Genomic DNA, 13324 nt, shown 5'->3' with positions numbered 1-13324 from the left:
GGCCGGGTTGAACAGGAAATCCCTAATCTGTGTCGCTTTTGCGTGTTTCGGCAGGAGGGGGGGCGACGGTGGGGGCAGGGCCTTCTACAGGTTGTTGCGGATCGGTTGTTGTGCGCTTTTGCGCGATTTCCCGGTTCAGCAGCTTTTCCTCCTGCTCCTGCATGGTGGCAAACAACTCCCAGGCCGCCATGAACAGGGCGGCAATGGCGGGACCGAGCACAAAGCCCGAAAGACCGAACAAGGCCATGCCCCCCAGGGTGGAGATCAGAACCACATAGTCGGGCATCTTGGTGTCCTTGCCGACCAGCAGGGGGCGCAACACGTTGTCCACCAGACCGATGACCAGCACACCATAAGCAGCAAGGATCAGCCCCTTGGTGACGGCGCCCGTGGCCAGAAAGTAGATAGCCACCGGCCCCCAGACAAGGCCTGCCCCCACTGCTGGCAGCAGCGACAGAAAGGCCATGACCACGGCCCAGAGTACTGCGCCCTGAATGCCCAGAATCCAGAAAATCAGCCCACCCAGCGCGCCCTGGGCGGCTGCAACGGCCAGATTGCCCTTGACTGTGGCCCGGATGACGGTAATGAACTTGATGGCCAGTTCGCGCTTGTGTTCGGGTGCGAGCGGCGTGGCTGCCCAGATGCGTGCGACCAACTCCTTGCCGTCACGCAGCAGAAAAAAGATCAGGTAGAGCATGACGCCAAAGCCCACCACAAAGCCCAGGGTGTTCTGACCCAGCCCCACAGCCTTGGTGGCGGCGAGCTTGCTGGCCTGTAGGGCGATGTTGGAGAGCTTGGTCTGGATTTCCTCCAGAGTGCCCAGGTGCAGTTTTTCCATCCATGGCGTCAGCCAGGATGGCAGTGCATTGAAGACTTGCTCCACGTAGCTGCCGGCGGACAGGTTGCCGCTGCTGATTCGATCGTAGATGGCGGCAGTCTCCTTGATGAGCGAGAGGCCTATCAGAGACAGCGGCAAAATGACCATTACCAGACTAATTAGCAAGGTTGCCAACGCGGCCAGCGTGGGCTTGTTGGGCATGCGCATCAGCAGCTTGCGGTGCAGGGGGGCGAAGACGATGGCAAACACCACGCCCCAGAAGATGGCTACGGCATATTCCTCTAGAACCAAGCCGAATCCTGTGGTTACTGCTATTAAAAGAAGAATGAATGCACGTTTGTGAAGCGGCAAAAGCGGCATGCGAGTCCTTGTTTATGGAGTTCCCGCAATGTAAGCGACTCCCAGGGGGGGTAAACATCTTGTCTTTTATAAGACCAAGACTTTGAACAGTGGCACAATGGCTGCCGCAACTCAAGGCCCTTCCCCAGCCACAGTCGCATCCGCCAATCGGTACAGCCGTGTCGCGGGAGGTTCTACAAACCAGCTAATGCTTTCCGAAGGAAAGCGGAGGTCAGCGAGATATGAGCGATCAGTCAACGATCTATCAAGCCTATCAAGGCAACACCTATCTGTTCGGCGGCAATGCGCCCTATGTCGAAGAGATGTACGAGAACTACCTGGCCAACCCCGGCAGCGTTCCCGATTCCTGGCGTGAATACTTCGATGCCCTGCAGCATGTGCCTGCAGTCGACGGCACCGACAACAAGGACGTTCCCCACCTGCCCGTGATCAATGCTTTCGCAGAGCGCGCAAAGCAGGGCGGTACCAAGGTGGTGGTGGCTTCCGGCGCTGACTCCGAGCTGGGTCGCAAACGCACGGCCGTGCAGCAACTGATTGCTGCCTACCGCAACGTGGGTCAACGCTGGGCCGATCTGGATCCTCTGAAGCGCACCGAGCGCCCCGAAATTCCCGAGCTGGAGCCTTCTTTCTACGGCTTCACCGACGCCGACCAGGAAGTGGTGTTCAACACCAGCAACACTTTCTTCGGCAAGGAAAGCATGACTCTGCGCGAGCTGATGAATGCTCTGCGCGAAACCTACTGCGGCACCCTGGGCGCCGAGTACATGTATGCCACCAATCAAAATCAAAAGCGCTGGTGGCAGCAACGCCTGGAATCGATCCGCTCCAAGCCCGTCTTCAATGCGGACGAGAAAAAGCGCATCCTGGACCGCCTGACCGCTGCTGAAGGTCTGGAGCGTTATCTGCATACCAAGTATGTGGGCCAGAAGCGCTTCTCGCTGGAAGGTGGCGAGTCCTTCATCGCCGCCATGGACGAGCTGATCAACTCCGCCAGCGCCAAGGGCGTGCAGGAAGTCGTGATCGGCATGGCTCACCGCGGCCGTCTGAACGTGCTGGTCAATACCCTGGGCAAGGCGCCCAAGGATCTGTTTGCCGAGTTCGACCACACCGCTCCTGAAGATCTGCCTGCCGGTGACGTGAAGTACCACCAGGGCTTCAGCTCTGACGTGTCTGCCAAGGGCGGCCCCGTTCACCTGTCGCTGGCCTTCAATCCCTCGCACCTGGAAATCGTCAACCCCGTGGTGGAAGGTTCGGTGCGCTCGCGCATGGACCGTCGCGACGACCCCATGGGCAAGCAAGTGCTGCCCGTGCTGGTGCACGGTGACGCAGCCTTCGCCGGCCAGGGCGTGAACCAGGAAACCCTGGCACTGTCCGAAACCCGTGGCTACACCACCGGCGGTACGGTTCACATCATCATCAACAACCAGATCGGTTTCACGACCTCTGACCCTCGCGACCTGCGTTCCACGCTGTATTGCACCGACATCGTCAAGATGATCGAGTCGCCCGTGCTGCACGTGAATGGCGATGATCCCGAAGCCGTGTGCCTGGCCATGCAGCTGGCCCTGGAATTCCGTATGGAGTTCTCCAAGGACGTGGTGGTCGACATCATCTGCTTCCGCAAGCTGGGTCACAACGAGCAGGACACACCTGCACTGACACAGCCTCTGATGTACAAGAAGATCGCTGCCCACCCCGGCACGCGCAAGCTGTACGCAGACAAGCTGGCGACGCAGGGCCTGGGCGACACGCTGGGCGACGATATGGTCAAGGCCTATCGCGCCGCCATGGACGAAGGCCGTCACACCCAGGACGTGGTGCTGACCAACTTCAAGAGCAAGTACGCAGTGGACTGGAGCCCCTTCGTGGGCAAGACCTGGACCGACGCCGGCGACACAGCTATTCCCTTGACCGAGTGGAAGCGCCTGGCCGAGAAGATCACCACCTTGCCTGCCAGCGTGAATCCTCATGCTCTGGTCAAGAAGGTGTACGACGACCGCGCAGCCATGGGCCGCGGCGATGTGAACGTGGACTGGGGCATGGGTGAAACCATGGCCTTCGGCTCCCTGGTCGCTTCCGGCTATCCAGTGCGTCTGTCGGGTGAAGACTCGGGTCGCGGCACCTTCACGCACCGTCACGCCGTGGTTCATGACCAGAAGCGTGAAAAGTGGGACGAGGGCACATATATTCCTTTGCAGAACGCTGCCGAGAATCAGGCTCCGTTTGTCGTGATCGACTCCATCCTGTCCGAAGAGGCAGTGCTGGGCTTTGAATACGGCTATGCATCGAACGATCCCAACACCCTGGTGGTGTGGGAAGCCCAGTTCGGCGACTTCGCCAACGGCGCCCAGGTGGTGATCGACCAGTTCATCGCATCGGGTGAAGTGAAGTGGGGTCGTGTCAACGGCCTGACACTGATGCTGCCTCACGGCTATGAAGGCCAGGGCCCCGAGCACAGCTCGGCGCGTCTGGAGCGCTTCATGCAGCTGGCTGCCGACACCAATATGCAGATCGTGCAGCCCACAACGGCCAGCCAGATCTTCCACGTGCTGCGTCGCCAGATGGTTCGTGGCCTGCGCAAGCCGCTGGTCATCATGACTCCCAAGTCGCTGCTGCGTAACAAGGACGCCACGTCGCCCCTGTCCGAATTCACCTCTGGTGGTTTCCAGACCGTGATCCCCGAGCAGGACGAAACCATCGTCAAGAACGCTGCCAAGGTCAAGCGCATCATCGCCTGCTCGGGCAAGGTGTACTACGATCTGGTCAAGAAGCGTGCCGAGAAGGAATCCAAGGACGTCGCCATCATCCGCGTCGAGCAGCTGTATCCCTTCCCCCACAAGGCGTTCGCCGCCGAAGTGAAGAAGTACGCCAACGCTACTGACATCGTGTGGTGCCAGGATGAGCCTCAGAACCAGGGTGCCTGGTTCTTCATCCAGCACAACATCCACGAGAACATGCGTGAAGGCCAGAAGCTGGGCTACTCCGGTCGCGCTGCGTCCGCTTCGCCCGCCGTTGGCTACGCACATCTGCACCAAGAGCAACAAAAGGCACTGGTGGAAGGCGCATTCGCCAAGCTCAAGGGCTTTGTCCTGACCAAGTAATACAGGCGACACCCCCTGTCCGAGGACAGGGGGCACAAGAAACATCTTTGGAAAGAATTCAAAATGGCAATCGTTGAAGTTAAAGTCCCCCAGCTGTCCGAATCCATCACTGAAGCCACCATGCTGACCTGGAAGAAAAAGGTCGGCGAGGCCGTGGCCGTCGATGAAATCCTCATCGAAATCGAAACCGACAAGGTCGTGCTGGAAGTGCCCGCTCCTTCGGCTGGCGTGATCACCGAAATCCTGCAAGGCGACGGCGCAACCGTGGCTGCCGAGCAAGTGATCGCCAAGATCGACTCCGAAGCCGTCGCAGGCGCCGCTGCTCCTGCTGCCGCCCCCGCTGCTGCTGCCCCCGTGGCCGCAGCTCCTGCCGGCGCCGACAAGAGCAGCGTGGCCATGCCTGCTGCTGCCAAGATCCTGGCCGACAACAACCTGTCCGCTGCCAACGTGGCCGGCACAGGCAAGGACGGCCGGGTGACCAAGGGTGACGCTCTGGGTGCCATCAAGGCTGGCGCAGCCATCCCCACCGGCGCTCCCAAGGCGGCTCTGCCTCAGGTGGCAGCTCCCGTGACCAAGGAAAACCTGGGCGACCGTCCCGAGCAGCGCGTGCCCATGACACGTCTGCGCGCCCGTATTGCCGAGCGTCTGCTGCAATCCCAGGCCACCAACGCCATCCTGACCACGTTCAACGAAGTGAATATGGCTCCCGTGATGGAACTGCGCAAGAAGTTTCAGGACCAGTTCACCAAGGAACATGGCGTGAAGCTGGGCTTCATGTCCTTCTTCGTCAAGGCTGCAGTGCATGCCCTGAAGAAGTTCCCCGCAGTCAATGCCTCCATCGACGGCAACGACATCGTCTACCACGGCTACTTCGACATCGGTATCGCTGTGAGCTCGCCTCGCGGCCTGGTGGTGCCCATCCTGCGCAATGCAGACCAGATGAGCTTTGCCGACATCGAAAAGAAGATTGTCGAATTCGGTCAGAAGGCCAAGGAAGGCAAGCTGGGCATTGAAGAAATGACCGGCGGCACCTTCTCCATCTCCAATGGCGGCACCTTCGGCTCGATGATGTCCACCCCCATCATCAACCCCCCTCAGTCCGCCATTCTGGGCGTGCACGCCACCAAGGATCGCGCCGTGGTCGAGAACGGTCAGATCGTGATCCGTCCCATGAACTACCTGGCCATGTCCTATGACCACCGCATCATCGACGGCCGCGAAGCCGTGCTGAGCCTGGTGGCCATGAAGGACGCGCTGGAAGATCCTTCTCGCCTCCTGTTTGATCTGTAATTCAGCAGATCGAGCTTCTACAAAGCCCACCACCAAAAGCGGTGGGCTTTTTTCGAGTTAAACAGAGAAAAGATTCAAATCATGAGCAAGCAATTTGACGTCGTCGTGATCGGCGCAGGCCCCGGCGGCTACATCGCTGCCATCCGCGCTGCACAACTGGGTTTCAACGTCGCCTGTATCGACGAGTGGAAGAACGCCGCTGGCGGCGCTGCCCCCGGAGGCACCTGCACCAACGTGGGCTGCATTCCCTCCAAGGCGCTGCTGCAGTCTTCCGAGCATTTCGAGCATGCCAAGCTGCACTTTGCCGACCATGGCATCTCCACCGGCAAGGTCGAGATGGACGTGGCCAAAATGATCGCCCGCAAGGAAGCGATCGTGAAGCAGAACAACGACGGCATCCTGTACCTGTTCAAGAAGAACAAGGTCACCTTTTTCCACGGCCGCGGCTCCTTCGTCAAGGCTGTCGAAGGCGGCTATGAAATCAAGGTTGCCGGCAAGGAAGAGGAAGTCATCACCGGCAAGCAGATCGTGGTGGCCACTGGCTCCAACGCCCGTGCCCTGCCCGGCGTGGCTTTCGACGAAGAGAACATCCTGTCCAACGACGGCGCTCTGAGCCTGGGCAAGGCTCCCAAGAAGCTGGGCCTGATCGGTGCCGGTGTGATCGGTCTGGAAATGGGCTCGGTCTGGCGCCGTCTGGGTACGGAAGTGACCGTGCTCGAAGGCATGGACAAGTTCCTGCCCGTGGTGGATGAGCAGATCGCCAAGGAAGCCAAGAAGGCTTTCGACAAGCAAGGTCTGAAGATCGAGCTGGGCGTGAAGATCGGTGAAGTCAAGTCCGGCAAGAAGGGCGTGACCGTTGCCTACACCAACGCCAAGGGCGAAGCCCAGACCCTGGAAGTGGACAAGCTGATCGTGTCGATCGGCCGTACCGCCAACACCATCGGCCTGAACGCAGAAGCCGTGGGCCTGGCTCTGGACGAGCGCGGCGCCATCGTGGTGGACGATCTGTGCAAGACCAATCTGCCTGGCGTGTGGGCTGTGGGCGACGTGGTGCGTGGTCCCATGCTGGCGCACAAGGCCGAGGAAGAAGCCGTGGCCGTGGCCGAGCGCATTGCCGGCCAGCATGGCCATGTGAACTTCGCCACTCTGCCTTCGGTGATCTACACCAGCCCCGAAGTGGCATGGGTGGGTCGTACCGAGCAGCAGCTCAAGGCCGAAGGCGTCAAGTACAAGGCTGGCTCCTTCCCCTTCCTGGCCAACGGCCGCGCGCGTGCACTGGGCGACACGACCGGCATGGTCAAGTTCCTGGCCGACGCCGAGACTGACGAAATCCTGGGTGTGCACATGGTGGGTCCCATGGTGTCCGAGCTGATTTCCGAAGCCGTGGTGGCCATGGAGTTCAAGGCATCGAGCGAAGACATCGCCCGTATCTGCCACGCTCACCCCTCGCTGTCCGAATCCACCAAGGAAGCGGCTCTGGCTGTGGACAAGCGTACCCTGAACTTCTAAGTTTTTTCAGTCTTGCGCGCAGGTTTTGACATGGCTGTGAAGTGCCCGCGCGCAGGCTGAGTTTCTTTTAGAATTCAGAACAAAATGGCTGCTAACGCTTAGTGCATAAGCGGTAGCAGCTATTGTTTTTTGAGCATCTGGAGACAAGACGGTGAATGTAAGACAAGCCTACGAGGCGGAACTGGCCGCCAAGGGTTTCAAAAGCGATCCCGCGCAGTTGCGTGCAGTCGATGCGTTGCAGCGCTGTGCCGACGAGTGGGCCGTGTACAAGGGCAAACGCTCCAATGCTCTCAAGAAACTGATCAATCACCCCGATCTGCCCAAGGGCGTCTATATGTACGGCGGGGTGGGGCGCGGCAAGAGCTTTCTGATGGAATGCTTCTTCAATGCCGTGCCCCTCAAGCGCAAGGTGCGACTGCACTTTCACGAATTCATGCGCGAGGTGCACCGCGAGATGCATCTCATGCAAGGCACGCAGAATCCGCTCGATGCCCTTGGCGCCAAGATCGCCAAGAAGTACAAGCTGATCTGTTTTGACGAGTTTCATGTCGCCGACATCACCGATGCCATGATTCTCTACAAGCTACTCGAGTCGCTGTTTGCCAACGGCGTGGGCTTTGTGACGACCTCCAACTTCGAGCCTGACGGTCTCTATCCTGGTGGTTTGCACCGCGACCGGATCCTGCCTGCGATTGCCCTGCTCAAGGAGCGCATGGAAGTGGTGAATGTGGATAACGGCACCGACTATCGCCGCCGCACTCTCGAAGATGCCAAGCTCTATCATTGCCCGTTGGGCCCGGACGCCGATGCTGCGATGCAGGAGACCTTCGATCGCCTGGCCGAAGCCCATGACGAAGAGCCGGTGATGCAGATCGAAACCCGCAAGATTGCAGCCAAGCGCCGTGCCGGCGGCGTCGTGTGGTTTGACTTCCGTGAACTCTGCGGCGGCCCGCGCTCGCAAAATGACTATCTGGAAATTGCCACGCAGTTTCACACCATCTTGCTGTCCGATGTGCCCGAGCTGCATGTGAACATGGCTTCGGCCGCACGGCGCTTTACGCTGCTGGTGGACGTGCTCTACGATCGCCATGTCAAGCTCATTCTGTCGGCTGCCGTGCCGCCCGAGAAGATCTATACCGAAGGTCCTCTGTCCCACGAGTTCCCGCGCACCGTCTCGCGCCTGAATGAGATGCGCTCCAAGGAATATCTGGCGCTTGAGCGCCGCGTGGTGGACACCAGCTTGACCTGATCGCCTGCGGGCAACTGCCTGCGGCCTTAAGATGCCAGCCTGTACTTCGAGTTCTGAGTTGATGACGATGCCCACTATCCTTGCCCAGCCGATCCGCCACCGCATTGCAGGCTTTGCACTGGCGCCCCTGGCCGCCATCTGGCTGGCTTGTGTGCCGGCCATGGCCCAGGTAAAGGTGGATTCGGCGCAGCAGACCGACAAGCTGGCGCAGAAGGAAGTTGCCGACAAGGCGCGCCAGCAATTGCACCAGCAGCGCGAAGCCGAGCGCGACGAGATTCTCGGCAAGCGCGCCGTTATCGAGCAGCAGCGGGTGGCTGATGAAAAGCTCTGCTACCAGAAATTTGCCGTGGAGGGCTGTCTGGCCGATGCCCGCAGGGCGGCACGTGAAAAAGATGCGCCGCTGCGTGCGCGCGAGCTGGAAATCAACGACGCGGAGCGCAAGGAAAAGGCGGCAGCCAAGCTGCAGGCCATTGAAGAGAAAAAAGCCGAAAACGCTGCCGTTCCCATGAAGTCTCAGCAACGCGAGAAGAATGGCAAGAGTCAGCCCCAGCCCACCGGCCCGGGTGCCAAACCTGCGGTTGACGAGCAGGCGGCGCAGGCACAGCGCCAGACCGAGGCTCTGCAGCGTGCCAGCAAACAGGCCGACTATGTGCGCCGCCACGAGCAAAACCGTGCACAAGCCGATCAGGGGCGAGCCGAGCGTGAAGCCAAGGCCCGGGCAGATCATGAGGCCAAGCTAAAGGCTGCAGCCGAACACAAAGCCAGGGCTTTGCAGCAGGCCAAGGAGCGCGGTCAGACGGCGGCGCCGCTGCCAGCACCTGCTCCCTGATACATTGAGGATCGACAGTGCTCTACAGCAGGGTGCTGCCGAGAGAATGGCTGCAAGCGCCTGTTCCCAAGGCGCTCAAGCAGTCTTGGCTGGACTGAATAGCTCTTCAAGCGTTTGCCGCTGCGGCTGAGGTGTCCAGCTTGAGTATTGCCAGCGAGAGGTTGTCACCACCCCCGGCCGCGCGCCGCCTGGCTTTTTCAATCAGAAATTGCGAGGCTTCGCGTGGCGAGAGTCCGTCGAGCACAGTGCCCAGCTCCTGTGCGGTGAAGTAATGCCACAGGCCGTCCGAGCAGGCCATCAAGCTGTCGCCCGGCAGCAGTTTCTCAATCATGTGGTGGCTCATGGGCGGCGGCGGCTCGGCACCCAGGCAGCCCAGCAAGATATTGGACTGTGGGTGGTGCTGAGCCTCGGTTTCGGTGAGCTCGCCGCGGTCGACCAGTGCCTGTACATAGGAGTGATCAAGCGAACGGTGCACGAGGGAAGAGCCGCGAAAATGGTAGAGCCGTGAATCGCCGGAGTGCATGAAGTGGCAGCGACTGTCGGGCAGGACCACAAAGACCGCGATGGTGCTGTGGGGCTCCTGTTCCGCTGCTATGGCGGTAAGGCGAATGACGGTGTGGGCATCCTGCACAATGGTGCGCAGCATGCGTGTGCAGTCTTCCTTGGCGGGCTCAAAGCGCTCGAAAACCTGGCGGGCCGTCAGCATGACCTGATCGGATGCCTTTCTCCCGCCGCTGCGCCCGCCCATGCCATCGGCTACCACGCCGAGAATGCAGCCCTTGGCATAGGGATGCGCCATGAGCAGAACCTGGTCCTGCTGGTATTCTCGGTCACCGCGATGAATGCCGGTGGCCGCCTGAATGCGGTAGCTGGATGACATGAGTGTGTGCGAATGCGCTCGCGGAGCGAGATTTAACGTTGCGTTACATTTTATCGGGCGGAGGCTGGGCCTCGGCGAATATTTGCGATCTTATGTGAGCTTGCGCTGACTTGGCTTGTTGGAAGGTGAAACGGTTTTGACTCATTTGCAGGAGGCGGTCGCGCAGGTGTTTGCACAGCAAGGTGCGCTCTCGCTGGCTGAGCCCGCATTCACGCCGCGCCCAGGCCAGACCCGCATGGCGCTGGCGGTGGCTCAGGCCATAGAGGAGGGCGGGGTGCTGGTGGTGGAGGCCGGCACGGGTGTTGGCAAGACCTACGCTTATCTGGTGCCTGCCTTGCTCAGCGGTCAGCGCGTGCTGGTGTCCACGGCCACCAAGGCGCTGCAAGATCAGTTGTTTGCCCGTGATCTTCCGCGCCTGGTTCATGGTCTGGGCCTGCCTCTGCGCATGGCCAGGCTCAAGGGGCGTTCTTCCTATCTATGTACGGAGCGACTGGAGCGTGTGCGCCAGGGTCGCACGGCTCCCCAGGATCCGCAGGTGCTGCGCGCCGTGGCCGATGTGGAACGCTGGGCCAGGGTCACGCGTACCGGCGATCTTGCCGAGCTGACGGCGCTGGATGAGCGCTCCCCTGTGATGCCCCTGGTGAGCTCCACCAAGGACAATTGCATGGGGTCTGACTGCCCGCACTGGCAGGGCTGTCATGTCAATCAGGCGCGTCAGCAGGCGTTGGAGGCCGACGTGGTGGTGGTCAATCATCACCTGCTGTTTGCCGACCTCGATGTGCGCGATAGCGGCATGGCTCATCTTTTGCCCAACACCGGCGTGGTGGTGATCGATGAAGCCCATCGGCTCAACGATATCGGCGTGCAGTTTGCCGGAGAGGCTCTGTCCAGTCAGCAGTTGGTGGGGTATGCACGCGATGCCCTCAGGCTGACGCAGGAACATGCACGCGGCATGGCCGACTGGCTGGTGCTCTGTGCCACGCTGGAGCAGGCCATGCGTGAGTTGCGCCTGCAGGCCGGCAAGCCTCCGGTCGGAGGACGGCTTGCGTGGCAAGCGGTGACCCCGCAGGGACTGGATGCGGTGAAATGGCGTGCGGCACTGGTGCGGCTGGGGCAGAGCCTGCGTGCCTTGTTGATTCCACTCTCAAGCCTGGAGGGGGCAGGGGCAGAGCTGCAGCGTCTGTATGAGCGCGGAGCAGAGTTGCTCGCGCGACTGGCACGCTTTGCTGCTCCTGCAGATGATGAATGCGTGCGCTGGCTGGAGGTCGGGGCGCAGTATCTGCGCATGCTGGAGTCTCCGCTGTCGATTGCCCGCATCATGCAGCAGCGGCTGCTTCAGCGCTCGCTGGAGGATGCCGGCACGGACAAGGGCGAGGAGCCCGATTCTTCAAGGAAGAAGGCCTGGATCTTCACCTCGGCCACGTTGGGCAATGACGCCCAGCTGAGCTGGTTTGTCGAGTCCTGCGGCCTGCGCGGAGCACAGGTGCTGCAGGTGGAAAGCCCGTTTGACTACCATCGGCAAGCCGGTGTCTATGTGCCCCAGCCCTTTGCTGCGGCCGGCAGCGCACAGCACAGCCAGCAGGTCGCCCAGCTGGTGCTGGATGCAGCGCAGCGCATAGGCGGCCGCACCCTGGTGCTGACTACCACCCTCAAGGCCCTGCACGCGATCAGCGCATCGCTGCGCACCAGCCTGGGCCTGTTTGCTGATCTCGATGTGCTGGTACAGGGCGAGGCGCCCAAGCTGGCCTTGATTCAGCGCTTTATGGCCGCCGGAGCAGTCGCCGGACGAGGAGCTGTTCTGGTGGCTTCCGCCACTTTCTGGGAGGGGGTGGACCTGCCCGGCGACATGCTGCAGCTGGTGGTGATCGACAAGCTTCCGTTTCCGCCGCCTGACGACCCGCTGGTCGAAGCCCGTTCGCGACTGCTGGAGCGCGTGGGGCGAGGAGCGTTTCATGATTACATGCTGCCCGAGGCGGCACTGGCCCTCAAGCAAGGGGGCGGGCGTCTGATCCGCAGTGAAGCCGATCGTGGCGTGCTGGTCATCTGCGACAGCCGCTTGATGACTATGGGCTATGGAGCGGAGTTGATGTCGGCGCTGCCTCCCATGCGCGTGCTGGGAAGTCAGCCGGAGTTCGAGGCGGCGCTGGAGCAGTTGTCGGCGCAACATGCCGGGCGTGACGGCGAGCAGGCGCCGGCGCAGGATTCAGAGGTGTAGAAATGAAAAAGGATGCGCTTGACGCATCCTTTTGTCCCTTGGGCGGCAAACGCTGCTTACCAGAGCTTCCACCAGGATTCTTTTTTCTTCTCTACGCTTTGCTCGGTGTTGGCGCCATAGCTGCTCTCCAGCACGCGCTGGGCGTCGTCACGCAGCTGAGTCATGCCCAGGGCGTCATAGGATTTGACGAGGATCACCATGGCTTCGCGCACCGCAGGCACGTTCTGGTAGTCCTTGATGGCAGCCTGCGCACGGGCAATGGCCGCCACATAGGCGCCTCGGCTGTAGTAGTACTTGGCGACATGGACTTCGTACTGGGCCAGCGAGTTCACGATGTACTGCATGCGCTGGCGGGCATCATCGGAGTACTTGGAATCTGGAAAGCGGGTCACCAGTTCGCGGAAGGACTCGAAGGAGTCCTTGGCGGCTTTCTGGTCGCGTTCGGATAGATCCTGGCGGGTCAGCCAGCCGAACATGCCCAGGTTGTCATTGAAGTTGACTAGGCCCTTGAGGTAGAGGGCATAGTCCATGGCAGGGCTGGCAGGATGCAGCTTGGTGAAGCGGTCCAGCGTGGCCAGAGCCTGCACTTTTTCGCCGGCCTTGTACTGGGCATAGGCTTTTTCCAGCTGAGCCTGCTGGGCCAGTGGCGTGCCGGCGGCACGGCCTTCGAGCTTTTCAAACAGCGGCACGGCCTTGTCATAGGCGCCGGAGGAAGATTCATCGCGCGCTTCGGTATAGATGCGCTCGGGTGTCCACTTGGCCGTCGGGTCGTCCTTGGTGCTGGAGCATCCCGCCAGCGTGGCGGCGATTAACACGGCAGGGACTAGAGTCAGTGAAATACGCGGCATGGTGGACAGTTTTCTGACAATCATTAGCGGTAATAGGAGGCAGGCCCGTCGCATCTGGCGGCAAGGCGCAAAACCTACACCATACACCACCAGGCCCGGACCTTCCTGAAAAAGGATCGACGCATTGTAATGGGCCGCCGGATCGCGCTCGCGAGTTGCTGGCGTCTTTACGCTACGGCTACAGCGAATCTAGAGGCATTGAGTC

9 protein-coding genes are annotated in these 13324 nt (G+C 60.9%); 6 read left to right on the top strand and 3 right to left on the bottom strand.

Going from position 1 to position 13324, the window contains the following annotated elements:
• Positions 1 to 22: 22 nt before the first annotated feature.
• Positions 23 to 1198 carry an AI-2E family transporter gene (locus tag FSY45_RS00930; RefSeq protein WP_046462088.1) on the bottom strand — a complete coding sequence of 392 codons (1176 nt, stop codon included), beginning with the start codon at positions 1196 to 1198 and terminating at the stop codon, positions 23 to 25.
• Positions 1199 to 1419: 221 nt separating this feature from the next.
• Here FSY45_RS00930 and FSY45_RS00925 point away from each other — a divergent pair, with 221 nt between their 5' ends.
• From FSY45_RS00925 to FSY45_RS00905, 5 genes are all read left to right on the top strand, one after another.
• Positions 1420 to 4299: a 2-oxoglutarate dehydrogenase E1 component gene (locus tag FSY45_RS00925; protein WP_003055529.1), complete on the top strand. Its 2880-nt coding sequence runs from the start codon at positions 1420 to 1422 to the stop codon at positions 4297 to 4299.
• A gap of 63 nt (positions 4300 to 4362) precedes the next feature.
• A complete protein-coding gene (gene odhB, locus FSY45_RS00920; protein ID WP_046462089.1) occupies positions 4363 to 5589 on the top strand; it encodes a 2-oxoglutarate dehydrogenase complex dihydrolipoyllysine-residue succinyltransferase in 1227 nt (408 codons plus the stop codon).
• An 81-nt stretch (positions 5590 to 5670) separates the two neighbouring features.
• Positions 5671 to 7098: a dihydrolipoyl dehydrogenase gene (lpdA, locus tag FSY45_RS00915; protein ID WP_034352346.1), complete on the top strand. Its 1428-nt coding sequence runs from the start codon at positions 5671 to 5673 to the stop codon at positions 7096 to 7098.
• Positions 7099 to 7249: 151 nt separating this feature from the next.
• On the top strand, positions 7250 to 8347 hold the full coding sequence (gene zapE, locus FSY45_RS00910; RefSeq protein WP_003069887.1) for a cell division protein ZapE: 1098 nt from the start codon (positions 7250 to 7252) through the stop codon (positions 8345 to 8347).
• Between the two features lie 67 nt (positions 8348 to 8414).
• The gene (locus FSY45_RS00905; RefSeq protein ID WP_046462133.1) at positions 8415 to 9176 is read left to right on the top strand and encodes a hypothetical protein; all 762 of its coding nucleotides are present in this window, start codon (positions 8415 to 8417) and stop codon (positions 9174 to 9176) included.
• A gap of 106 nt (positions 9177 to 9282) precedes the next feature.
• Here FSY45_RS00905 and FSY45_RS00900 read toward each other — a convergent pair whose 3' ends face one another.
• Positions 9283 to 10056, bottom strand: coding sequence for a PP2C family serine/threonine-protein phosphatase (locus FSY45_RS00900; RefSeq protein ID WP_012838214.1), 774 nt, complete (start codon positions 10054 to 10056; stop codon positions 9283 to 9285).
• A gap of 136 nt (positions 10057 to 10192) precedes the next feature.
• Here FSY45_RS00900 and FSY45_RS00895 point away from each other — a divergent pair, with 136 nt between their 5' ends.
• On the top strand, positions 10193 to 12271 hold the full coding sequence (locus tag FSY45_RS00895; protein ID WP_046462090.1) for an ATP-dependent DNA helicase: 2079 nt from the start codon (positions 10193 to 10195) through the stop codon (positions 12269 to 12271).
• Positions 12272 to 12327: 56 nt separating this feature from the next.
• Here FSY45_RS00895 and FSY45_RS00890 read toward each other — a convergent pair whose 3' ends face one another.
• Positions 12328 to 13119 (bottom strand): outer membrane protein assembly factor BamD, encoded by a 792-nt coding sequence (locus FSY45_RS00890; protein WP_003069900.1) that lies wholly within the window; start codon positions 13117 to 13119, stop codon positions 12328 to 12330.
• Positions 13120 to 13324: the final 205 nt, after the last annotated feature.

This window comes from Comamonas sp. Z1 (genome assembly GCF_008121555.1).
GTDB lineage: Bacteria > Pseudomonadota > Gammaproteobacteria > Burkholderiales > Burkholderiaceae_C > Comamonas > Comamonas thiooxydans.
This window is presented reverse-complemented; position numbering and strand designations above follow the sequence as displayed.